We start from the raw sequence: 20,185 nt of genomic DNA, 5'->3' as shown, positions 1-20,185 counted from the left end.
TTTCTGAATGACTTGGACATAACGCCCTAAAAAAGTGTGCCAATATCGCACCTTTTCTGCTGCTATAGACAGTTAAGAGCTTTAACAAGCGTTTAGTCGTGTGTGCTGCTCATAGGCATACCTAGCACCAGTCTGACCCTGTACAAATAACCAAGCATTATAAGAAAACACGACAGCACAAATATCTTATTGATAAACCAGTTGCTGCTCCATATGTCCCAGTGCGGATTGGCGAAGAAAAAATAAAACTTAATTGAAATTATTATCACCTCTGTTACCGATATCACTAATGCTAAAAGATATAAATGACGAGATTGACAATGAAATGCCCAAGCTAACCACAAATGCGCCACCCACCAGAAGTCCCACATAATGTAGGTGGACCAAACAACTTCCTGGGCTATCCCATAGGCTATAGGAAACACAAATTTAATCAGCAGTGTCCACACTGAAAGAATTAATAAAAAGTGCACAAAGAACTGACGCATTTGACCTCTTCGCTAGCAAAAATAGCCCTTAACCTAGGGCACGGGCAGTGCTCTTTAACCAATCGTGAAGCGGTATAGGCAAAGGACAGGCGTTTTTGCAGGGCGTTCCTGTACAGCCAACGCACATCTTTGCATTATCAGTTAGTTCCTCATACTCCTGTCGGGCCAAGACGGGATCTTGGTAATCCAAAAGATACATGCGGGTCCTAAATATCTCCGCAAGGTCTACACCATAAGGACAGGCGCCCATACATTGATTGCAGCTCGGCTGACAAAACGTCGAGCCATTACGCTCCATATAGATATCCAACAAACCAACCTGGCTCTCTGAGATACCGGGGGGCCCTGAAGCCCCGACATACTCATCAATTTCTTCGCGGCTCGTCATTGAAACCACAAGCCCATCGACCTCCGGGCTTGATAAAACCCATCGGAACGCTGATTGAGAAAATGTATCCCCATCCTGTTCAAATGGCTCCATATCGGAACGGCGTGCGCCCATCAGAGTTTTCATCGCTACAACCCCAATCCCTTTATCTCGCGCTTTTTTTAGGATGGGTGGCAAACCGGACTGTACATAAGAAAAGTGCAGACTCTGTTTGAGTCTGTTGAGAAAGTTTGGATCCTGGCCAAAGTTGTAAGCCACCAGGACTACGTCGACTAAGTCATTTTCTATTACATACTCTAAACATTGGACCAACCGTTTCCCATGTCCAGATACTCCGGTAAAACGCAGCTTCCCTTGCTGCTTTGCCTTAAGACAAAATTCATACCATTCGTCATTACGGACACGCTCAAGATCGTTCACTGCATGATTATAATAAATGTCCAGATAGTCGGTCTCCAACCGCCTAAGACTTCCCTCCAATGCATCCATTATTTCCTGCGACCGGGCATTAGCGGCTGCCTTTGTCTTAGATGCAAGGACCACATCCTTTCTAATACCCCTCAGCCCCTCGCCTAGAGCCGACTCTGCTGCACCAAACCTATAACTCTCGGCCGTATCAAAAAACGTTATTCCTCGGTCCAAAGCATAACGAACTAGATCTGGATCCGAAGAACGGCTGGAACCGAAGGATATATCAGAGATCTCAAGTCCCGTACTACCCAAAGTACGATACTGAGTTATTTTACTCGACTTGCTCGCAGCGTCCCCAGCCAGCAGGAGGGTATTTGCGGGCGCCATCATACCCGCCGCCAACCCCAAGCCGAGAACTTTCCTCCTATGTAGCAATGCTCTACTCCACATTCAAATGAACACCGTATTAGGGACCTGCCCAAGTGGGATAGATACTATATACGCCGCAACAGCTAACAAAAGGGGGCATGGTAGTTTAATTTCTGGTATTTTAGAGTTTGGTTTATTAGAGATATTAAAACTTACAACCTACCTTCGGGGAAAAAGGATACTATTTTGACAAATACTGATGCTTCTGACGGGCACAACTTTATCAAAGATATCGTTGCTGCCGACGTCAAAAAAGGTAGGACACAAAATGTCGTTACGCGGTTTCCCCCAGAGCCAAATGGCTATCTGCACATAGGCCACGCTAAATCAATTTGCCTAAATTTTGGGATTGCTAAGGAGTTTGACGGGAAATGTCATTTGCGATTCGATGACACCAACCCCTCTCGAGAATCTCAAGAATACGTGGAAGCAATAATAGCGGACGTCCGATGGCTGGGGTTTGACTGGCACGACGACCTGTATTTCGCGTCAGATTATTTTGATCAGCTTTTAGCTTGGGCAACCCACCTTATCCATACCGGAAATGCCTATATTGACGATTTAACACCCGACCAAATCCGAGAATATCGAGGTACGTTAACTGAGCCAGGCAAGGAAAGTCCTCACCGCACTCGATCGGTTGAAGAAAATATAAACCTTTTTGAAAAGATGCAGTCAGGCAAATGCAAGGAAGGAGAACACGTTCTCCGTGCCAAGATAGATATGGGATCGGGCAACATCAATATGCGTGATCCAATCATTTACAGAATAATGCAACATAGTCATCCGAGGACTGGTGGTGCTTGGCATGTATATCCTACTTATGATTTTGCTCATGGGCAGTCCGACGCCCTTGAAAAGATATCCCACTCTATTTGCACCTTGGAATTTGAGGATCATCGCCCCCTTTATGAGTGGTTTCTCAACAATCTTCCCGTAGCCTCCAGGCCGCAGCAACATGAATTTGCCCGGCTCTCCCTCACCCACACGGTCCTATCAAAACGGGTCTTAACCCGGCTTGTGGACGAAAAACTTGTGTCAGGTTGGAATGACCCAAGGATGCCGACCTTGGCTGGCCTGCGGCGCAGAGGCTACCCACCCGAGGCTATCCGTGACTTTGCTGCACGAATTGGGGTCTCCAAACGTGATTCGATAGTCGACGTCGCAATGCTGGAGCACTGTGTAAGGAACGTTCTGAATCAAAAAGCATCCAGGTATCTCGCCGTGCTCCGCCCAGTTAAAGTAATCATAGACAACTATCCGCCCGGAGAAACCGAACAACTAGAAGCTCCCAATAACCCTAACGACGTGGAGGCAGGCAGCAGGCGCATTCCTTTTTGTCGCGAACTTTACATAGAAGAAGACGACTTCATGGAAGACCCACCGAGAAAGTTTTTTCGTCTCGCCCCTGGTAAAGAGGTCCGCCTACGTTACGCGTATCTCATCACATGCACTAACATAGTTAAAGATAACACAGGCAAGGTGATTGAAATACATTGCATCTATGACCCTGAAACCAAGGGGGGGAATACTCCGGACGGACGTAAAGTAAAGGGCACTATACACTGGGTCGCTGCGGACTATGCGCACACTGCAGAAGTCCGATTGTTCCAGCACCTTTTCAAAGATGAAGCACCAGACCTTAGCGGCAACCTAAGCGATGCTATTAACGCCGCCTCCCAAGAGGTGATTAAAAACTGTATGCTTGAACCTGCCCTAGCTGATTTACAAACGGAAACACCGGTCCAATTTGAGCGAGTGGGTTATTTTTGGCGGGATATAGAAGCGACAGAAGGTGCTGATGTCTGGAATCGGACGATAGGGCTGCGGGACAGCTGGGCTAAAAACTTAAAAGCGAAAGGTTGAGAGATGCGGTCGTCCCGCAAAGTTCTAAGCCGTTCCAAATGTAGGGAAAATAAGAGACCAATATGAACAAACCCGTTGGATTTATTGGACTGGGCCTGATGGGCCAGCCCATGTGCCTCCGCTTAGTTCAGGCCGGTTTTACTACTACTGTTTGGAATCGCACAGACACAAAGACACAGACGTTGGTTGATGCGGGTGCCTCAACTACCTCAGGCCCAGCTGAGGTAGCGGCAAACAGCGACGTGGTTTTTCTCTGCTTGACCGACGAGGCAGCGGTCACAGAGATTGTTTTTGGTGAGAACGGGCTCGTATCGGGTAACCCGCCTCAAGCCATCGTTGATTTTTCTACTATAGGACTGAAAGCGGCACGTAATTTCGGAGCAGAGTTAAAAGATAGCTACGGAGTTGCCTACATTGATGCTCCCGTAACTGGTGGAGTTGTTGGCGCCGAAAAAGGTGCCCTTACCATGTTCGCAGGCGGAGAAGCCACCGCTGTCGAAGACCTCATGAACATTCTCAAGCACATGGCAACAGACATTATCTACATGGGCGATTGCGGAACTGGGCAAGTTACCAAAATATGTAACCAAGTAATGGTTATGACGACAATGGTTACCATGGCTGAAATGATAAAGCTCGCAGAGAACGGCGGCGTAGCCTCACAATCTTTGCCAGAAATTTTTGCCGCTGGATTTGCAAACTCCAGAATACTTGAGGTCTTTGGTGAGCAAATGGCCTCACGAGACACCACAGTGACTGGAAAACTAAAAGTTGCACAAAAAGATCTTGACCTAATCCTTTCACTTGGAAGAGATACAGCCACTTCTCTACCAATGTCCGGCATAGCCACTCAAATGGTCCGTCTTGCAATTGATAAGGGGCTTGGGGAGAATGATATCACCCAATTTATTCGTATTTATGATGATGATGGCAATAAAAAATAATTAACGCGAAATGAAACCAACAATAGTTGCACTCCGCTCACACATATGCTTAGTCAATGTTGGGCTAGAAAATTAGAATAAAAGCGAGGCATTATGACTGATCTAGTTAACTTTGAGATAATGGACTCAATTGGCGTTATTACAGTCAATAATCCGCCGGTTAACGCGCTGTCGGTCGGTGTTCCCCAAGGCATTATTGATAGCGTCCAGGCAGGAACGTCAGATCCCACCGTGAAGGCGATGGTGCTCATGGGAGGCGGCAGAAGCTTCATAGCGGGAGCCGACATCAATGAGTTCTTAACACCACCGCCGGCCGGAAGCGCAAACCTAGATGACATGATATCGAACTTTGAAGCCTCCACCAAACCTATAATTGCCGCTATTCATGGCAATGCTCTTGGGGGTGGGCTCGAGACAGCTCTGGCATGCCATTATCGCTGCGGAACCACTGACTCCCTCTACGGACTGCCCGAGGTATTAATAGGCATCTTACCTGGAGGCCAAGGCACTCAACGTTTGCCCCGCGTTTGCGGTGTGGAGAGGGCACTTCCACTAATGGTCAGCGGAGAGTTTGTACCGGCCCCAAAGGCCCTAAGCCTAGGCATAATAGATCATGTGGTGGAGAACAGTCTGGTTGAAGGTGCCGTTGCATTTGCGAAGCAAGTCTCTGCAGAAAGCCGCCCACTCCGAAAAATTCGCGAAGAATCCGTGTCCCCTCCCGCGGCAGATTTTTTTGACAACTTCGAAAAATCTATAAGAAAACGTGCCCGTGGCTACCTCGCCCCCTACAAAATAATCGAATGCGCTAAAGCTTCTGTTGAACTTCCATTTGACAAAGGGGTAGAGCGCGAACGAGAACTTTTCCAAGAATGCCTGAAATCGGACCAAGCCAAGGGATTAATGAACCTATTCTTTGCGGAGCGGGCCTGTACAAAGATTCCTGACGTTCCACGTGAGACGCCCACAAAAAAGATAAAAACAGCGTCCGTCCTTGGCGCTGGTACAATGGGCGGTGGAATTGCGATGAATTTTATAAACGTAGGCATACCCGTAACTTTATTGGAGGCCAATCAGGAAGCCCTAGATAAGGGACTTGAAATAATCCGAAAAAATTATGCCAACACCGTAAAGAAAGGTCGATTAACACAGTCGGATATGGACCAACGTCTTGGGTTAATCACTCCGACCCTATCCTATGAAGACATCGCTGACACGGACATAGTCGTGGAAGCAGTCTTTGAAGAAATGGATATAAAGAAAGAAGTCTTCCGTAAACTAGACAGAGTAATGAAAGATGGTGCCATCTTGGCAACCAACACCTCTACTCTGGACGTAGATGAGATAGCATCGGTAACCGGCCGGCCCGAGGCGGTTATAGGCACCCACTTTTTCAGCCCAGCTAATGTCATGAAACTCCTGGAGATTGTCCGAGGAGCCAAGACTAGCAAAGAAGTAATCGCCACAACCATGAAGCTTGGTAAAACAATTAAGAAAGTTCCTGTTTTGGTAGGTGTGTGCGACGGGTTTGTTGGTAATCGAATGCTCGCTCGTTATTCCAAACAAGCAAATCTTATGATTTTAGAGGGAGCCCTTCCGCAAGAAGTTGACCAGGCATTGTTTGATTTTGGTCTGGCTATGGGGCCATTTGCCATGGGCGACCTGGCCGGCCTCGATGTTGGATGGCGAATTCGAAAAAGGCGTGCGGAAGAAAATGGGGCATTCCAAGATGAGGCAGGGCTGGATGATCAAATATGCGAAATGGGCCGATTCGGCCAGAAAACAAGCGCGGGATGGTATCGATATGAGCCTGGCAGCAGGGTGCCCGTTCCCGACCCAGAAATAGAGGAACTTATAAAAAAATACTGTGAAGAGCGGCAAATCCAACGGCGCCCGATAGAAAAACAAGAGATAGTGGAGCGGTGCATGTACGCCCTTGTCAACGAAGGAGCAAAAATTCTGGAGGAGGGAATCGCGCTCCGTGCAAGTGACATTGACGTAATTTATGCCAATGGCTATGGATTTCCCCGGTATCGTGCCGGACCGATGCTATATGCTGACATGGTTGGCCTAGATAAGGTATACAAAACCGTTTGCAGCTATCATGAGAGATTTGGTGAAGTATGGGAGCCTGCTCCCCTCTTAAAAAGGCTTGCAGAAGAGGGGAAGTCCTTTAGCGACATATAGGCTCTAGAGAAAGGTTCGTTGGAAGCAATTAGACTACTATTAGAAACTACGGGAGGATGTCATGGCAGACGCAGTAATCGTATCAACGGCCCGAACACCTATCGGAAAGGCATATCGGGGCGCTTTTAATAATACCCACGGGGCTACCATGGGAGGACATGTTATCAAGCACGCCATGGAGCGCGCCAAGGTAGATCCACAAGAGATAGAAGACGTAATTTTAGGATGCGCTATGCCAGAGGGTGCAACCGGGGGCAATATCGCTCGCCAAGCCGCCCTGAGAGCTGGATGTCCTGTCACGACATCTGGAGCAACAATAAATCGATTTTGTTCCTCAGGGCTCCAGGCGATAAGCACTGCGGCTCATAGGGTAACTGTTGATAATGTACCCGTCGTTCTTGCAGGAGGCCTAGAATCTATAAGTTTGGTTCAAAACGAGAACCAGAATGGATACAGGGCGCAAGAAGATTGGTTGAACGATAACAAACCCGAACTCTATTTACCCATGATCGACACTGCCGAGGTTGTAGCAAAACGTTACGGGATAACCCGTGAACAGCAGGACGAGTATGGACTACAAAGTCAGCTGCGTACGGCCGCCGGACAGCAGGCAGGACGATTTGATGACGAAATAGTTCCCCTGACCACTACAAAACTAGCCTTTGATAAAAAGACTGGTGATAGTTGGGAGGAGGAGGTAACCTTGGAACAAGATGAAGGCAACCGCCCAAGTACTACCATGGAAGGTTTGGCCTCGCTTGAACCAGTGAGGGGAGAAAACCACTTCATCACTGCTGGAAATGCAAGCCAGTTGTCCGACGGAGCCTCAGCATGTGTCATCATGAACTCCACACTCGCAGAAAAACGAGGATTAGAGCCCTTAGGAACCTATCGGGGCCTTGCTGTTTCCGGCTGCGAACCAGATGAAATGGGCATTGGACCAGTGTTTGCCGTTCCCAGATTACTGGAGCGCCACGGCCTAAAAGTCGAAGACATTGGGCTCTGGGAATTAAATGAGGCCTTCGCCGTCCAGGTACTATATTGCCGTGACCGCCTGGGAATAGACAACGACAAACTCAATGTTGATGGAGGAGCAGTGTCTATCGGGCATCCTTACGGCATGAGTGGGTCTCGTATGGTTGGGCATGCATTGATCGAGGGCAAACGCCGGGGAGTAAAGCACGTTGTGGTTACCATGTGCATTGGTGGCGGCCAGGGTGCCGCTGGTCTTTTTGAGGTTAACTGACTAGTTGAGGGTTAGTAAAAATCAAGAAACGTAAACAAAAGGCCTGCCCTACGGCAGGCCTTTTACCTTTATGCCTTAAACACAGGAGTATGCTAAAAATGCGCATTGTAAAGAATGCAGAAGAACTAAGGTCTCTTGTTGGGGAAGAACTTGGTGTCAGTGAATGGATCGAAATATCGCAAGACCGAATAAACAAGTTTGCGGAGGCGACCGGAGACTTCCAATGGATCCACATAGATGTGGAAAGGGCTAAGAATGAGCTCCCCGGAGCGACCACCATAGCTCATGGCTTCCTGACACTGTCCCTATTACCTCAGATAATTGGTGAGATCTACAAGTTGGAGGGAGTGAAGCATAGTCTTAATTATGGCACCGATAGGGTCCGATTTACTGCACCGGTCCCAGTTGGAAGTAAGGTGCGCGGAAGATATCGCTTAAAATCAGTTGATGATGTAAAAAACGACGGGCTAAAGGTAGTCGGCGAAACAACTATAGAAATAGAAGGAGAGGAAAGGCCGGCCTGCATAGCGGAAAATATAGGTATAGTGTACTGCTAGACTCAGGTGTTCGGAGCAGAGGCAAAGAACGTACCCTTCCCTATCACATAGCCGTTATTCCACCATCAACAACCAACTCAGCGCCAGTCATGAATTTAGATTCGTCAGAGGCCAGATATACAATCGCCCAGGCTATATCATTGGGCTCACCAATGTGCCCTAAGGGCACTTGTCGAGACAACTTTTGCCGCACCCTATCGGGATCGTCGGCGTCTTCGAACATAGCGCGAACCATGGGGGTATCAATGAAAGTAGGATGCACGGAGTTACAGCGAATATTATACCCTTTCCTTGCACAATGGAGAGCAACGGATTTGCTTAACAAACGCACGGCACCCTTGCTGGCATTGTAGGCGGCAAGGTTATGTCCACCAATAAGGCCAGACACCGAAGAAATGTTTATTATAGAACCGCCCGAACCTTCGCTGGTTGAGGTTTGTTTGATTGCCGCAACACCATATTTACACCCCAGAAAAACCCCATCGCCATTCACGGCCATAACGTGTCGCCACTCCTCTAGAGAACAGTCCTCGACAGAATTCATGGTTCCTATGCCAGCCGAATTAACCAAGATATCCAGGCGCCCAAAAGCCTTTAACGCCTCTTGAGTAGCGGTTACCCAGTCCTCTTCCTTGGTAACATCATGCCTGGCAAACGCACCGTTTGAACCCAGACTCTTAGCCACAGCCTCACCATCTATCTGGTTGATATCTGTGACTAAAACCCGGGCACCTTCTTCGACCAACCTTAGAGCGGCCTCGCGGCCTAACCCAGAGGCACCACCCGTTATCAAGGCGACCTTTCCGCTCACGCGCCCCATCAGACGAGTTAACTGCGCCCGGCTAGCAATTCGATATCCTCGTAACCCTCAAGCTCTGGCCTTAGTTGCTTGCGCAGTTCAAGTTTCGCAACTGCCGCCCGATGAACCTCATCAGGTCCGTCAGCTAACCGAAGAGTACGAGCATGTGCCCACGATAGTGCTAAGCCAAAGTCCGAGGTCACACCACCACCCCCGTGAGCCTGTAAGGCGCGATCTACAACCCGCAAGGTCATGTTGGGGACAGCCACCTTAATCATCGCAATTTCGGCGCGCGCNTCCTTATTTCCCACCGTATCCATCATGTATGCCGCCTTGAGGACCAGCAACCTGGCCTGTTCAATTTCCATACGGGAATTTGCAATGTCCGCCATGATGGTTCCTTGCTCCGCTAGGCTTTTCCCAAAAGCCGTGCGTTCTTTAACCCGCTTTAACATCTTCTCCAATGCCCGCTCAGCAACTCCAATTTGCCGCATACAATGGTGTATCCTACCTGGCCCTAACCGACCTTGAGCTATCTCAAACCCACGACCCTCACCAAGTAGAATATTGCTAGCAGGTACACGCACATCTTTGAATTCGACTTCGCCATGTCCATGGGGGGCATCATCATAACCAAATACTGGNAGTGTCCTCAGGACTTTAATCCCTGGAGTTTCTACTGGAACCACAACCATTGATTGTTGTTTGTGACGATCGGGATTATCAGGATCCGTCTTGCCCATGAAAATTAGCACCTTACACCGGGGGTCTCCAATTCCTGAGGTCCACCATTTACGGCCATTGATCACATATTCATCGCCATCGCGTTTAATATTGGACTCTATGTTGGTAGCATCTGATGAAGCGACCCTAGGCTCTGTCATAGCAAAAGCTGAACGAATTTCCCCGTTCAATAGGGGTTCCAACCAGACCCTCTTATGCTCGTCATTTCCGTATCGTTCCAAAACCTCCATATTCCCGGTATCCGGCGCCGAACAATTGAACACCTCCGAAGCGATCTTTGATCGTCCCATAATCTCACATAAAGGAGCATATTCAAGATTGGAAAGACCAAATCCTCGCTCGCTGTCTGGCAAGAACATATTCCACAGGCCTTCTGCTTTAGCTTTAGCCTTTAACTCTTCCATAATTGGAGGGATTTGCCAGCGGGTGTCGCCCTCGTCCAACTGCTGATCAAAAAGCTTCTCGTTTGGATAAATATGGGCTTCCATGAACGCTGAAACCCGCGCTTGAAGCTCTTTCACTTTAGTCGAATGTTCGAATTCCATATGAAAAACCTACTCTACCTGTTACTTTTGATTAAACTGCTATCTGCCAACAGAACAATAGCTTGCAACGCCACTCGTGACAACTTATGAGATCAATTGTTAACCTTGTAGGTANAAATATGGCTGAAATTACCCCAGACGCAAAAGACCCACATGCCCGNAAAAGCACATCGGTGGATGGTGTTCAGATGACCTACGTGGAAGTTGGCCCAGAAAATGCAGCGCCTGTGGTTTTTCTACACGGCAATCCAACCTCCTCCTACTTATGGCGTAACATTATCCCCCATCTATCCGGCTCTCACCGGTGTTTAGCCCCCGATTTAGTAGGCATGGGAAATTCAGGTCGCCCCCACAACGGGGAGTTTACATTTGCTAATCACTCACACTATCTGGATGGCTGGTTTGCGAATCTGAAGATTAACAATGCCACTCTAGTATTACACGACTGGGGGTCTGCGCTAGGTTTTCATTGGGCTCATCGGAACCCAGGAAAAGTCGCCGGATTAGTCTATATGGAGGCCCTAGTCCAACCACTTGAGTGGCAAAATTGGCCAGAAAATGCCAAGGGCATATTTCAAGCCATGCGATCTGAAGCTGGGGAGGAAATGGTCTTACAAAAAAACGTATTTGTAGAGAAGATCCTACCCGCATCGGTAATGAGAAAGCTCACAGAGGAAGAAATGGATGTATATCGGACACCATTCGTTGAACCGGGCGAGTCTCGACGGCCCACTCTCACATGGCCACGCCAAATACCTCTAGACAACGAACCCGAAGATGTTGCGAAGATCATACGCTCCTATAGTGAATGGCTCGCACAAAACTCGATACCTAAATTATTTATAAACGCTGATCCTGGCAGTATACTTGTAGGTCCACAAAGGGATTGGTGTCGCACNTGGCCTAACCAAACAGAGGTCACTGTGCCTGGCCTACATTTTCTTCAAGAAGACTCCCCGCAAGAAATTGGGTCAGCTATCAGGAAATTTTTATCTGCAACTTGCTAACCCCATACAAATTTATGGATGCTCTGCCACCGACGTTGGCAGAAAATAGAAATGGAGAGACATACCAATGGTTAATAAACCCCACGATGTTGCAGGAATATCAGTCTCAGAAATTGATTTGGAAGATAATCAATACGAAACCTGGGAAAAAAAAATTGATGCTCTCCTAGTTCTTTTGTCTGGAAAAAAAAAATTAATGCGCGTTGACGAGCTGAGGCGTGGGATAGAGTCACTTGGAGCAAATTCCTATAACGAGCTAAGCTACTACGAGCGGTGGATCGCCTCCATATCAAAAATCCTGGTTGAGAAAAACATCCTTTCCCAAACGGAAATTGACAACCGGGTCAGAAAGCTGCGCCTCGATGGAGATCTTCAATGAGCAGGATCCCCGATGGTGCTCGAGTACAAGTAAAATCGAGGATTGTAGAAACACATACCCGTGTCCCGATGTATATACAGGGAAAAACTGGCGTTATCGAGCGCTGTTGTGGATCATACAGAAACCCGGAAACTTTAGCCTATGGCAAAGATGGCCTCCCAAAAGAGTTTCTCTATCGAGTAAGATTTTTCCAAAGTGAGCTCTGGGCAGATTATACGGGAAATTCATCGGATACCGCTGATGTAGAAATCTACCACCACTGGCTTAGCCTGGAAGCGGAGCGTTAGATGCCCCACGATCATCATCACGGCCCCTCCATAGACCCTGCCCGTCTGGCTCGATATCAAACTTTAGCTGAGGCAGTTACAGAGCTACTAATTGAGAAAAACATTATTTCATCAAAAGAAATCGAAGAGGCTATCAAGAGAATGGAGGAGAGGGGACCTGCATTAGGGGCTAGAATGGTTGCACGGGCCTGGTCCAACTCACACTACAAAGAACGTATGCTATCAGACGGCTCAGTTGCCGCTGAAGCACTCGGCATTCCTGTAGATGGGACCAAATTGGTGGTAGTCGAAAATACCGAAAAGGTTCACAACCTCGTCGTATGCACTCTTTGCTCCTGCTACCCCCGCAATATTCTGGGCCTTCCACCCAAATGGTACAAGAGCACTCCATATCGCGCGCGCGCGATCAAGGAGCCGAGAAAGGTCTTGAAGGAGTTTGGAACAATAATTCCGGAGAGTGTTTCTGTTCGCGTTCATGATTCCACCGCAGATATGCGTTACATGGTGCTCCCCGCACGACCCACCAATACTGCAGGATGGAATGAGGAAAGGTTGAGGGAGTTAGTAACCAGAGATTCGATGATTGGAACCGAAGCCGCCATAACCCCAGGTGACCAAGAATAAAGTCTCTGTTAGGTCAGCTTTAGTCCCAAAACCTTCTATGTTTTCCGCCTGCCGAACATCCCTAGCCCCCGCATTGTCATTACAGTCTCCCCCTTTTGGTTGAATACCTCGTAGAGGGTCCTAACTAATCCGCGGTCGGGCTTAGATTTGGAAGGAATAAGTTCTTCGACAGTGCCACGAGCAGTTAGTGTGTCTCCGGGCCGCACAGGGCGCACCCAACGCAATTCATCCTGGCCAGGCGAGCCCATACTGGCCGCGCGACACAAAAGACCATCATATAACAACCTCATGAATATTGAAGCAGTATGTAATCCGCTAGCTATAATGCCCCCATAAATTGTTTTCGCAGCTAATTCTGCATCAATATGAAATGGTTGCGGATCAAATTCCCGTGCAAAGGACAAAATTTGTTCCTCGCTAACAGTATAGGACCCGAGCTCATAAACCTGCCCAACCTCAAAAGTTTCAAAATAAATATCTGTCTTCACCGCTGTGTCCATACCCATTTCAGCCCCCTAAATCCCCAGCCAACTATAAATTGATTCTTCTNGCTGATTAAACATTGAAGACAGCCCGGACCACTGAACCTTGCCTTCCCCTAAAACAAAAATATCCTGCGCAAGACTTTCCACAAAAGATATATTCTGTTCCGCGATCAGCAATGCAAATCCATCCGCCAAGAGCTCCTTAAACAACAGCCCCAAATCAGAGACAATTTTTGGGGCTAACCCTTCCGTTGGCTCGTCTAAAAGTAAAATCTTTCCATTAGTCATCAATGCCCGGGCAATAGAGAGCATTTGTTGCTCGCCACCTGACAACATAGAGCCAGCATGCNCGCTCCGCTCTTTGAGCCTCGGAAACCGGGCGTAGACCCTATCCAAATCCCAGCCATTCGTCTGAGGGCGATAACCCACAGTAAGGTTTTCCAAAACTGTCAAGGAAGNGAANACTCCTCTACGCTCNGGCACATATGNCAACCCTAACCTTGCCCGCGCACNAGGGGNNAATTCTNGNATNTCCTGNGTTCTCAAGGTTACGGANCCNGNACTGGATTCTAACAACCCCATGGTAGCNTTGAGCAGAGTAGTTTTTCCTGCACCATTACGGCCCACNACCGCNGTCATAGAACCTTCTTTTAGTTTCAGAGANACACCTCGCAAGGCATGTCCTCCACCATACCAACCCTGCAGGTCCTTCAAAACCAATAATTCAGCCACGGTCACACCTCGCTCAAATACCTTGACCGCACCTCATCCGACTTGCGGGCATCCTCGGGCGTTCCCTCAAAGAGTATTTTCCCGTCGTCAAGGACCGTCACCCAGTTTGATAAATGGAATACCACATCCATATCATGTTCAATTATTAATATGGACAAATTCCTGGAAAGGCTTTCAATTATCGATAACATTTCTTTTTTTTCCGCTAAGCTCATCCCAGCTGTTGGCTCATCCAGGAGCATCACTTTTGGAGATAANGCTAGAACCAGCGCCACTTCAAGTTGNCTCTGGGAGCCATAAGCCAAATCCCCCACTTTCTCTGCTAGTTGATCCTTCAGACCAACCTTTGTTGCGATCACCAATGCTTTCTCCTTGAGGCCCCGCTCTGAATTTAACTTCTTCAAAACATTGGTTGCCGGGCTACGGTGCGCTAGCAGGGCTAGGATAATATTTTCGAGGACCGAAGATTCTAGGAAAAGATTGCTTCCCTGAAATGAACGAGATATCCCAGCCTGTACCCTTCTCCACCTGTTGTATGAAGTAATGTCCGTTCCCTCAAAAATAATGCGNCCTGAATCAGGAGGCAATTCACCTGAGAGTANATTAAACAGGGTGGTTTTCCCCGCTCCATTGGGGCCGACAAGAGCATGGCGGGCACCCTTATTAAGATGNAAAGAAACACCTTGGGTAACTTGCAANGCACCAAAAGATTTAGACAAGTTATTAACGTTTAACATTGTGCAATCTTCTACAAGTCCTTTCGAACANGCCATAAATACCCTGGCCTCCTGCGAGCACCACAGCAACAAAAAAGAGGCCCATAAAGAACATCCAATAGTTGGTTAGACCGCTTACATAGTGCGCAAGCAGAACAACTACTACTGCCCCGATTATCGGTCCCACGAGACTGCTCATTCCACCGACAATCACTACAATAAGCACCTCCCCTGAGGCGGTCCAAGAAATAAGATCTGGAGAGACAAAGCCATCGTGCTGAGCAGAGAGCGACCCCGCCAAAGCAGCTAGNCTCGCTGCAATGGTGAATGTCCAAANTTTNTATGANCGGACCTTACANCCCAGAGCAGCCATACGGGACTCATTTTNTCGTATACCTGAAATGACTGCGCCAAAGGAGGATCGGGAGATATAAGATAANCCCCAATAAACCAANGCCACAGTAATTANAGTNAACATGGAGAAACTTATTGGACTTAATAAATCAATGCCAATAGCACCTAAATCTAACCTTGGTATTCCACCTAAACCNTCGTCCCCACCAAAAACTCNGACCCTAAAAAAGAACGAATGGAACACCTCACCAATAGCAAGAGTAACCATTAGGAAAAATATACCGCTCAACCGCACTGCAAAAATCGCTACGCAAAANGCTAATCCAGCAGNAATTATTATTGATATTGGCATTGCAACTGACAAGGGCCAGCCCCAGATAGCCGTCAATGCCGCTGTCCCATATGCTCCTGTACCGAAGAAAGCCGCATGACCCAGAGATACCTGCCCGCTATAACCTGCTAACAAATCCAAGCTCATAGCAAAAATCGCTAATATGGCTATTTGGGCCAATAACTCATGCCCAAAGAATCCTGCNTTAANCCATACAAGCAGTCCAATGCANATNACTATAATTGCNACAGCNTCCCGCAGTTGTTGTTCTGGAAAGTTTTGCATTTTAAAACTTTTATTTTGCTCGAATTGGCAAAAGTCCATGTGGACGAAGCAATAGAACACCAACCATTAACATGTACACTACTATACTTGCCAATACTGGCACAAAAACCTGGCCAAATGTTTGTAACATTCCAATTAATAAGGCACCCAGCGCCGCCCCACGGAGACTTCCCGGTCCTCCCATAACCACCACTATCAATGTAAGGATTAGAACCGACATATCCATACCTGGATATACGGATAAAACTGGGGCAGCCACGACCCCGGCTAGACCGGCCAACCCACAACCCACACAAAACACTAGAAAATAGGCCATTTTAATATCCAGCCCAAGTGCAACTGCCATCTCCTGGTCATCCACGCCCGCACGAACAATCGCACCAAGCCGTGTCCGTTCAAGCCCGAAGTACAAGACTAAAAAAACCAATAGACCCAAACCCACTACAAAGAGACGATAACTCGGATATGGCTCCCCCCAAACTGATACCGTTCCCGCAAAAATCATTGGCGAGGGGATAGAATAACTATAATCACCCCAAAAATAACGAACCGCGTCCAGCCCGATAAAAACCAATCCGAAGGTTATAAGCACTTGCTTCATGGGATCAGTATTCCCAGCCCAACGCAAAACCGTCGCCTGTGCAATAGCGCCCAATCCTGCTACAACTATGGGCGCCACTAGGAACGCCACCCAAAATGACCCCGTCATCCGTACTATACTCAAACCTATATATGCTCCCAGCATATATAACGTTCCATGAGCCAAGTTGATAAAATTCATAAGGCCGTANACAACGGTGAGGCCGACNGACANAAGAAATAATAGNCTNGCCAATTGNAGTCCGTTTAAGAATTGATTGGCTAAAAACGTTGGCTCNAATANCACTTATGTTTACCTCTGCGACAACTCGCAACCGTTTCTGGGGTCTTTAACACTGGATGCCTTATCTAAAATCACGTGTTCAACTACGTCCCCTACCTGGCGAGTTTCAAATATATATACATCCTGAATCACATTGTTGGTTTCGGGATCAATACGAAACGGCCCCCTCGGACCAACAAAACCAACATCATGGAATGCCTCCAACAACGCATCTTGATCTTCAAGATCCCCATGCCGAGCCTTCAAAGCTTCTACAATTAAGCGCCCGGTATCAAATCCCTGCACTGCAAACTCCGATGCTACTTTCTTGTATCGGCTTTGGAAGGCAGCTTGGAATGCCTTGTTTTCCTGTGAGTCAATAGAGGGCACATAATTCAAGGCGCCAGTGAAACCTACGGCAGCCAGCCCTTGTGCTGGAAGAAACAGCGGGGAAGTAAGCCAGCCTGCGCCAAATAGTGGGATATGTTCCTTCATCCCAAATTCATGATACTGTTTGACGAATTGTATGGCCAAACCCCCAGCAAAAAATACATACAGAGCATCTGGGTTATGGGCCTTGATCTTAGCAAGATATGGGGCAAAATCTTTTGTTTCTCGTAGGGGAGGAAACTCTTCTCCCACCACTGTCCCCCCAGCTTCCTCGAAGCCGCCGCGAACAGCATCCATCATTTGGTGACCTGCAGCATAATCTGGGGCCATCAAAAACAAAGTACGAAATCCTTTGTTAAACAGCCAAGGCCCCATCGATCTATTAATTTGATCGTTCGAGAAAGAAGTTCGTATTACCCACGGACTACACTCCTCACCAGTCAAAAGATTGTTGCCCGCATTAGGTATGATTAAGGGCACCTTCACGTTATGAACGAAGTCACGCATTGCACCGGCAACATTCGAAGCCACCGGCCCTACCAGCAGATCAACCTTATCCTGGAATACAAGTTTCTTTGTCTTACTTAGACCCACTTTGGGGCGTACTTCCGAGTCTTCCTTAATCAATATTATCTTCCGACCACCAAACTCTGAGCCATACTGTTCAAAGGCCAACTCTAACCCGCCGGTAATTTCGTTGCCCAAAAGGGCGTACACACCCGAATAAGGAAGAACCACCCCTATCTTTATGTTGCTTTCCGCACAAGCAACAGTTGGGGCCAATAAAACAAAAATCCATACTCTCAACCATTTGAGCATACTGACTCTCCAGATTTCGTGACGCCAAACGCGGGATATAGTATATCATACCTTTCTCTATCTCCACCTCCTGAGAATTAAACTGATCCAAGGGAGTGGAAGACCACGATACGGATACCCACATGACTAAGTCCTATAAGTACGATATTCGGGTGGATTGGGGTGACTGTGATCCCGCTGGAATAGTATTTTATCCAAACTTCTATGGATGGATGGACCGCGGCTTTTGGCTACATTTTGCTAGTCAAAAACTAACCCTTGATACACTTCGCCAACGGTATCAAGCACTTGGTGGGCCACTTGTGGACACGGGAGCATCCTTCCTAAAAGCGGCCAAGCCGGGGGATATTCTAAATGCTACTAGTCGAATTGAGGAGTGGGGCACTAAGAGTTTCCGTATGGGATACCATTTCTACAAAGACGAAACCCTGATTGCGAAGGGCTTTGAAGTGCGAGTATGGGGGATACTTCAGAAGAATGGGTCTATCACCACCAGACCCGTACCAACCGAAATTAAAAATCTTTTTCTGTAGCTGACGGAACTCTTATTTACGAAACAACGAATTGCAATGGCTCTAGGCGCGCAACACTACATCGCACTTCGTCACCTTTTACTACTGGCGCCACTCCAGCAGGAGTACCTGTAAAAATAAGATCACCGGCCTCTAATTTGTAGTAAGTGGAAAGTTCTGCAATAACTTCATCCACAGACCAAATCATATCTCTAAGGTCCCCATTTTGACGCAGTTTGCCATTTACAGACAAACTAATTTCACCTTCTCTAGGGTGTCCGACATTGGAGACTGGCTTTAATTCTGCGATGGGAGCCGCATGAGTAAAACACTTGCCAATCTCCCAGGGTCTTCCTTTTTCTTTCATGCTTTGTTGCAAATCCCTTCGGGTTAAATCAACTCCAACGGCATACCCAAAAATATAATCCCGCGCATTGCTCACAGCAATATCAGCTCCCGCTGCACCAATAGCACAGACAAGCTCAACTTCGTGATGCAGGTTATGGGTTCGGGGCGGATATTGTATCTTAGTGCCACTACCCGTAATACAATCAGCCCCCTTCATAAAAAAGAAGGGAGGCTCACGATCTGGATCGGTTCCCATCTCCCGAGCATGCTCGGCGTAGTTTCTACCGACGCAATAAATGTTCCGAACCGGGTATAAGCCTCCCCCAGTTACACGGATCGCGGGCGGCTGCCATAGGGGCACAACATAGTCGTTAGCAAATTGTGATTGGCTCATTAACCTTCCCCACTTGTTTGGCGCAACTCCCTCCAAATTCCCAATTTCTGCTGCGCACTGCGGTCAGAAAAACTAAACAACACCAAATCTTCTTCCGCACACAACCGAAAAGACGACCAACTCGGAACCACGAAAACATCCTTCGGAGAGACACATACCTTGAAATCATCAATTTCCACGCGCCCCTTTCCATCTACGACAGAATAGACCGTACCGTCCGTCGATCGGTAGGGAACGCTGCTAAAACCCTTAGGCAATAACTGCACAAATGCCGCCATAGTCGGCATCACGGGCCCGCCCGAAAGCGGGTTAATAAAGGTCATCTTTAGCCCGTGACATGGGTCCCATTCATCCTGTCCACGCATTTGTTCCAACGTCTCTCTATATTCCTCATAGGGATAACAAAAAACAGGCGACGAGCCATCAATTACTTTCAAGTCCACGGGCCGCATATTTCTTCCATATCGAGACCGGCTGTCACCGGGGGGACGGGTGGAAGGCTGGCTCTCTTCTGGAAATCCCTCTAGAAAACTGGCGTCAAATGTTTGGATGATTGGTATGTCTAATCCATCGAGCCATACAGTAGGCTCTGTCCCATCACTGCCATGATCGTGCCAAGTCATCGGAGGCGTGAGTATCAGATCCCCTCGCTCCATATATGCTCGCTCTCCGTCGACAGCCGTATAGGCTCCAGAACCTTCAATAATAAATCTCAAAGCAGACTGGCTATGTCGGTGACTTGGAGCCACCTCACCAGGCAAAATGAGCTGCAAACCAGCATAGATAGAATTTGTAATTCGTGTTTGTCCGCGTAAGCCAGGGTTTTCCAGAACTAAAACCCTACGTTCAGCCTCTTTTGCGCTGATTACCTCACCCGCCCGCACCACCCAATCCCGAACGTCCTCATAGTGCCAGCANTGCGGAAGTGCTGCCGGCCGAGGGACAGGAGTAATGAGTTTCTGGAAAACTTCCCATAAAGGGGCCATATGATGCTTATCAATATCTTGGTAAAATGCCGCACGTTCGGGTGACACATTCTTAAGTTCTGTCATAAGCCTT

22 protein-coding genes are annotated in these 20,185 nt (G+C 47.8%); 10 read left to right on the top strand and 12 right to left on the bottom strand.

The genetic code is table 11. The annotated features are described in order from the left end of the window. Nucleotides 1–92: 92 nt before the first annotated feature. Together CMM32_08400 and CMM32_08395 are read right to left on the bottom strand one after the other, a co-directional pair. On the bottom strand, nt 93–488 hold the full coding sequence (locus CMM32_08400) for a hypothetical protein (protein ID MBT06916.1): 396 nt from the start codon (nt 486–488) through the stop codon (nt 93–95). A 28-nt stretch (nt 489–516) separates the two neighbouring features. Further along, nucleotides 517–1,737, bottom strand: coding sequence for a hypothetical protein (locus tag CMM32_08395; protein MBT06915.1), 1,221 nt, complete (start codon nt 1,735–1,737; stop codon nt 517–519). A gap of 165 nt (nt 1,738–1,902) precedes the next feature. Here CMM32_08395 and CMM32_08390 point away from each other — a divergent pair, with 165 nt between their 5' ends. From CMM32_08390 to CMM32_08370, 5 genes are all read left to right on the top strand, one after another. Next, nucleotides 1,903–3,582, top strand: coding sequence for a glutamine--tRNA ligase (locus CMM32_08390; GenBank protein ID MBT06914.1), 1,680 nt, complete (start codon nt 1,903–1,905; stop codon nt 3,580–3,582). A 62-nt stretch (nt 3,583–3,644) separates the two neighbouring features. After that, nucleotides 3,645–4,526 (top strand): 2-hydroxy-3-oxopropionate reductase, encoded by an 882-nt coding sequence (locus CMM32_08385; protein ID MBT06913.1) that lies wholly within the window; start codon nt 3,645–3,647, stop codon nt 4,524–4,526. A 93-nt stretch (nt 4,527–4,619) separates the two neighbouring features. Next, the gene (locus tag CMM32_08380; protein MBT06912.1) at nt 4,620–6,710 is read left to right on the top strand and encodes a 3-hydroxyacyl-CoA dehydrogenase; all 2,091 of its coding nucleotides are present in this window, start codon (nt 4,620–4,622) and stop codon (nt 6,708–6,710) included. A gap of 61 nt (nt 6,711–6,771) precedes the next feature. Continuing rightward, the gene (locus CMM32_08375; GenBank protein MBT06911.1) at nt 6,772–7,956 is read left to right on the top strand and encodes an acetyl-CoA C-acyltransferase; all 1,185 of its coding nucleotides are present in this window, start codon (nt 6,772–6,774) and stop codon (nt 7,954–7,956) included. 98 nt (nt 7,957–8,054) lie between these two features. Beyond that, nucleotides 8,055–8,513, top strand: coding sequence for a dehydratase (locus CMM32_08370; protein MBT06910.1), 459 nt, complete (start codon nt 8,055–8,057; stop codon nt 8,511–8,513). Between the two features lie 43 nt (nt 8,514–8,556). Here CMM32_08370 and CMM32_08365 read toward each other — a convergent pair whose 3' ends face one another. Together CMM32_08365 and CMM32_08360 are read right to left on the bottom strand one after the other, a co-directional pair. After that, nucleotides 8,557–9,333, bottom strand: coding sequence for a 3-beta hydroxysteroid dehydrogenase (locus CMM32_08365; protein MBT06909.1), 777 nt, complete (start codon nt 9,331–9,333; stop codon nt 8,557–8,559). Nucleotides 9,334–9,341: 8 nt separating this feature from the next. Further along, nucleotides 9,342–10,601 carry an acyl-CoA dehydrogenase gene (locus CMM32_08360; GenBank protein MBT06908.1) on the bottom strand — a complete coding sequence of 420 codons (1,260 nt, stop codon included), beginning with the start codon at nt 10,599–10,601 and terminating at the stop codon, nt 9,342–9,344. A gap of 119 nt (nt 10,602–10,720) precedes the next feature. Here CMM32_08360 and CMM32_08355 point away from each other — a divergent pair, with 119 nt between their 5' ends. From CMM32_08355 to CMM32_08340, 4 genes are all read left to right on the top strand, one after another. Next, complete coding sequence (locus tag CMM32_08355; protein MBT06907.1) at nt 10,721–11,608, top strand: haloalkane dehalogenase; 888 nt, start codon at nt 10,721–10,723, stop codon at nt 11,606–11,608. Nucleotides 11,609–11,675: 67 nt separating this feature from the next. Continuing rightward, nucleotides 11,676–11,987, top strand: coding sequence for a hypothetical protein (locus tag CMM32_08350; GenBank protein MBT06906.1), 312 nt, complete (start codon nt 11,676–11,678; stop codon nt 11,985–11,987). Beyond that, the gene (locus tag CMM32_08345) at nt 11,984–12,274 is read left to right on the top strand and encodes a nitrile hydratase (GenBank protein ID MBT06905.1); all 291 of its coding nucleotides are present in this window, start codon (nt 11,984–11,986) and stop codon (nt 12,272–12,274) included. Before CMM32_08350 ends, CMM32_08345 begins: the two co-directional genes overlap by 4 nt. Further along, nucleotides 12,275–12,898, top strand: coding sequence for a nitrile hydratase subunit alpha (locus CMM32_08340; GenBank protein MBT06904.1), 624 nt, complete (start codon nt 12,275–12,277; stop codon nt 12,896–12,898). It begins immediately after the preceding gene. 35 nt (nt 12,899–12,933) lie between these two features. Here CMM32_08340 and CMM32_08335 read toward each other — a convergent pair whose 3' ends face one another. The 6 genes from CMM32_08335 to CMM32_08310 all read right to left on the bottom strand — a co-directional run bounded on the left by CMM32_08335 (nt 12,934) and on the right by CMM32_08310 (nt 17,872). Then, nucleotides 12,934–13,398 carry a dehydratase gene (locus CMM32_08335; protein ID MBT06903.1) on the bottom strand — a complete coding sequence of 155 codons (465 nt, stop codon included), beginning with the start codon at nt 13,396–13,398 and terminating at the stop codon, nt 12,934–12,936. 15 nt (nt 13,399–13,413) lie between these two features. After that, nucleotides 13,414–14,022, bottom strand: coding sequence for an ABC transporter ATP-binding protein (locus tag CMM32_08330; GenBank protein ID MBT06902.1), 609 nt, complete (start codon nt 14,020–14,022; stop codon nt 13,414–13,416). Nucleotides 14,023–14,117: 95 nt separating this feature from the next. Beyond that, entirely contained in the window at nt 14,118–14,888 is a 771-nt protein-coding gene (locus CMM32_08325) for an ABC transporter ATP-binding protein (protein ID MBT06901.1), read from the bottom strand. Next, nucleotides 14,839–15,840 (bottom strand): branched-chain amino acid ABC transporter permease, encoded by a 1,002-nt coding sequence (locus CMM32_08320; GenBank protein MBT06900.1) that lies wholly within the window; start codon nt 15,838–15,840, stop codon nt 14,839–14,841. Before CMM32_08320 ends, CMM32_08325 begins: the two co-directional genes overlap by 50 nt. After that, nucleotides 15,812–16,687, bottom strand: coding sequence for a branched-chain amino acid ABC transporter permease (locus CMM32_08315; GenBank protein MBT06899.1), 876 nt, complete (start codon nt 16,685–16,687; stop codon nt 15,812–15,814). The genes CMM32_08320 and CMM32_08315 overlap by 29 nt, the downstream gene beginning before the upstream one ends. Nucleotides 16,688–16,693: 6 nt before the next feature. Then, nucleotides 16,694–17,872: an ABC transporter gene (locus CMM32_08310; protein ID MBT06898.1), complete on the bottom strand. Its 1,179-nt coding sequence runs from the start codon at nt 17,870–17,872 to the stop codon at nt 16,694–16,696. A 122-nt stretch (nt 17,873–17,994) separates the two neighbouring features. Here CMM32_08310 and CMM32_08305 point away from each other — a divergent pair, with 122 nt between their 5' ends. Beyond that, on the top strand, nt 17,995–18,405 hold the full coding sequence (locus CMM32_08305) for a 4-hydroxybenzoyl-CoA thioesterase (GenBank protein MBT06897.1): 411 nt from the start codon (nt 17,995–17,997) through the stop codon (nt 18,403–18,405). A 16-nt stretch (nt 18,406–18,421) separates the two neighbouring features. Here the strand turns inward: CMM32_08305 and CMM32_08300 are convergent, their stop codons facing one another. Then, nucleotides 18,422–19,126: a fumarylacetoacetate hydrolase gene (locus CMM32_08300; protein MBT06896.1), complete on the bottom strand. Its 705-nt coding sequence runs from the start codon at nt 19,124–19,126 to the stop codon at nt 18,422–18,424. Further along, nucleotides 19,126–20,178 (bottom strand): gentisate 1,2-dioxygenase, encoded by a 1,053-nt coding sequence (gene gtdA, locus CMM32_08295; GenBank protein MBT06895.1) that lies wholly within the window; start codon nt 20,176–20,178, stop codon nt 19,126–19,128. Before gtdA ends, CMM32_08300 begins: the two co-directional genes overlap by 1 nt. Between the last annotated feature and the right edge of the window lie 7 nt (nt 20,179–20,185).

The sequence above is a fragment of the Rhodospirillaceae bacterium genome, from assembly GCA_002728255.1.
Classification (GTDB): Bacteria; Pseudomonadota; Alphaproteobacteria; order UBA7887; family UBA7887.
The sequence above is the reverse complement of the archived record's forward strand: the minus strand, read 5'-3'. Positions and strand labels throughout refer to the sequence as shown.

What these genes read in the sequence shown, in the direction of transcription:
- CMM32_08345 (MBT06905.1), top strand. Translation starts at nt 11,984, where the DNA reads ATGAGCAGGATCCCCGATGGTGCTCGAGTACAAGTAAAATCGAGGATT.
- CMM32_08300 (MBT06896.1), bottom strand. Translation starts at nt 19,126, where the DNA reads ATGAGCCAATCACAATTTGCTAACGACTATGTTGTGCCCCTATGGCAG.
- CMM32_08385 (MBT06913.1), top strand. Translation starts at nt 3,645, where the DNA reads ATGAACAAACCCGTTGGATTTATTGGACTGGGCCTGATGGGCCAGCCC.
- CMM32_08365 (MBT06909.1), bottom strand. Translation starts at nt 9,333, where the DNA reads ATGGGGCGCGTGAGCGGAAAGGTCGCCTTGATAACGGGTGGTGCCTCT.
- CMM32_08370 (MBT06910.1), top strand. Translation starts at nt 8,055, where the DNA reads ATGCGCATTGTAAAGAATGCAGAAGAACTAAGGTCTCTTGTTGGGGAA.
- CMM32_08350 (MBT06906.1), top strand. Translation starts at nt 11,676, where the DNA reads ATGGTTAATAAACCCCACGATGTTGCAGGAATATCAGTCTCAGAAATT.
- CMM32_08375 (MBT06911.1), top strand. Translation starts at nt 6,772, where the DNA reads ATGGCAGACGCAGTAATCGTATCAACGGCCCGAACACCTATCGGAAAG.
- CMM32_08310 (MBT06898.1), bottom strand. Translation starts at nt 17,872, where the DNA reads ATGCTCAAATGGTTGAGAGTATGGATTTTTGTTTTATTGGCCCCAACT.
- CMM32_08400 (MBT06916.1), bottom strand. Translation starts at nt 488, where the DNA reads ATGCGTCAGTTCTTTGTGCACTTTTTATTAATTCTTTCAGTGTGGACA.
- CMM32_08340 (MBT06904.1), top strand. Translation starts at nt 12,275, where the DNA reads ATGCCCCACGATCATCATCACGGCCCCTCCATAGACCCTGCCCGTCTG.
- CMM32_08380 (MBT06912.1), top strand. Translation starts at nt 4,620, where the DNA reads ATGACTGATCTAGTTAACTTTGAGATAATGGACTCAATTGGCGTTATT.
- CMM32_08395 (MBT06915.1), bottom strand. Translation starts at nt 1,737, where the DNA reads ATGTGGAGTAGAGCATTGCTACATAGGAGGAAAGTTCTCGGCTTGGGG.
- CMM32_08305 (MBT06897.1), top strand. Translation starts at nt 17,995, where the DNA reads ATGACTAAGTCCTATAAGTACGATATTCGGGTGGATTGGGGTGACTGT.
- CMM32_08335 (MBT06903.1), bottom strand. Translation starts at nt 13,398, where the DNA reads ATGGACACAGCGGTGAAGACAGATATTTATTTTGAAACTTTTGAGGTT.